Source organism: Seohaeicola zhoushanensis (assembly GCF_014656415.1).
Taxonomy (GTDB): domain Bacteria; phylum Pseudomonadota; class Alphaproteobacteria; order Rhodobacterales; family Rhodobacteraceae; genus Seohaeicola_A; species Seohaeicola_A zhoushanensis.
The window spans coordinates 1-1,177 of the sequence record NZ_BNCJ01000065.1; the positions used below are offsets into that span (position 1 = coordinate 1).

The window sequence follows — 1,177 nt, forward strand, 5'->3', positions numbered from 1 at the left end:
CCATCGCGCGGATGCGGACCGAGCTGAACATGACCATCTTCCTGGTCGAGCAGAACGCAACCCAGGCGATGGACGTCGCCGACTACGTCTACATCATGGAAAACGGCCGCGTGGTCCTCGACGGTTCCGCCGAGAAGATGCGCAACAACCTCGACGTCCAGGAATACTACCTCGGCTTCTCGGGCGGCGGGGAAGAGCGCAAGAGCTTCCGAGATATCAAGCACTACAAGCGACGGAAGCGCTGGCTGTCATGACCCACCTGCTGGAACTGCGCGACGTCACCAAGAGCTTTGGCGGCATCCATGCCGTCAACGCGGTCACGCTGCATGTCGACAAGGGCGAGATAGTCTCGGTCATCGGCCCCAACGGCGCCGGCAAGACGACGCTGTTCAACCTGATCTCGGGGGTGCTGCCACTGACCTCCGGCTCGATCTCGATCGAGGGGCGCGACCTCGCCGGCGTGGCGCCGCACCGCTACGTGCAACTCGGCATCGGGCGCACCTTCCAGAACCTCGCGCTGTTCAAGCATGGCACCGTGGTGGACAACATCCTTGTGGGCCGCCACTGGCGCATGAAGACCTCGGTCATCGAGGCGGCGCTGCATTTCGGCCGTCCCCGCCGCGAGGAGGTCGCCGCGCGCCGCCGCGTCGAGGAGATCATCGAGTTCCTCGAAATCGAGCACATCCGCGACAAGGTTGTCGGCACGCTGTCCTACGGCCAGCAGAAACGGGTGGAACTGGGCCGCGCGCTGGCCACCGACCCCAAGGTGCTGCTGCTCGACGAGATCGTCGCCGGCATGAACCAGGAAGAGACCGAGGACATCGCCCGCTTCATCCTCGACATCCGCGAGGAACTGGGCATCGCCATCCTGCTGATCGAACATGACATGCACCTCGTGATGGATATCTCCGACCGCGTCCACGTCCTGAATTTCGGCTCCACCATCACCGAGGGCCGCCCCGCCGAGGTGCGCAGCCATCCCGGCGTGATCGAGGCCTATCTCGGCACCAAGGCCGCACGGGCTGCCGGCGGCGCTGCGATGGCCGTGGCGGGAGGGGCGCGATGAACGACCAGAGGCACCCCGACATGGCCGAGGCCGAACAGCTTTTCGCCGAGAGCCGCACCCGGCTGCCGGCCGATTTCGACCCCTTCGCGCCGGCCAACCTGACCGCCGGCA

General features: G+C 65.7%; 1 protein-coding gene and 1 pseudogene. Both read left to right on the top strand.

The features are described from left to right. Positions 1–254: pseudogene (locus IE266_RS26710) on the top strand (ABC transporter ATP-binding protein); the annotation flags it as partial. Next, positions 251–1,066: an ABC transporter ATP-binding protein gene (locus IE266_RS26715; RefSeq protein ID WP_189683180.1), complete on the top strand. Its 816-nt coding sequence runs from the start codon at positions 251–253 to the stop codon at positions 1,064–1,066. The pseudogene IE266_RS26710 and the gene IE266_RS26715, both read left to right, overlap by 4 nt. Positions 1,067–1,177 lie beyond the last annotated feature (111 nt).

What these genes read in the sequence shown, in the direction of transcription:
- IE266_RS26715 (WP_189683180.1), top strand. Translation starts at nt 251, where the DNA reads ATGACCCACCTGCTGGAACTGCGCGACGTCACCAAGAGCTTTGGCGGC.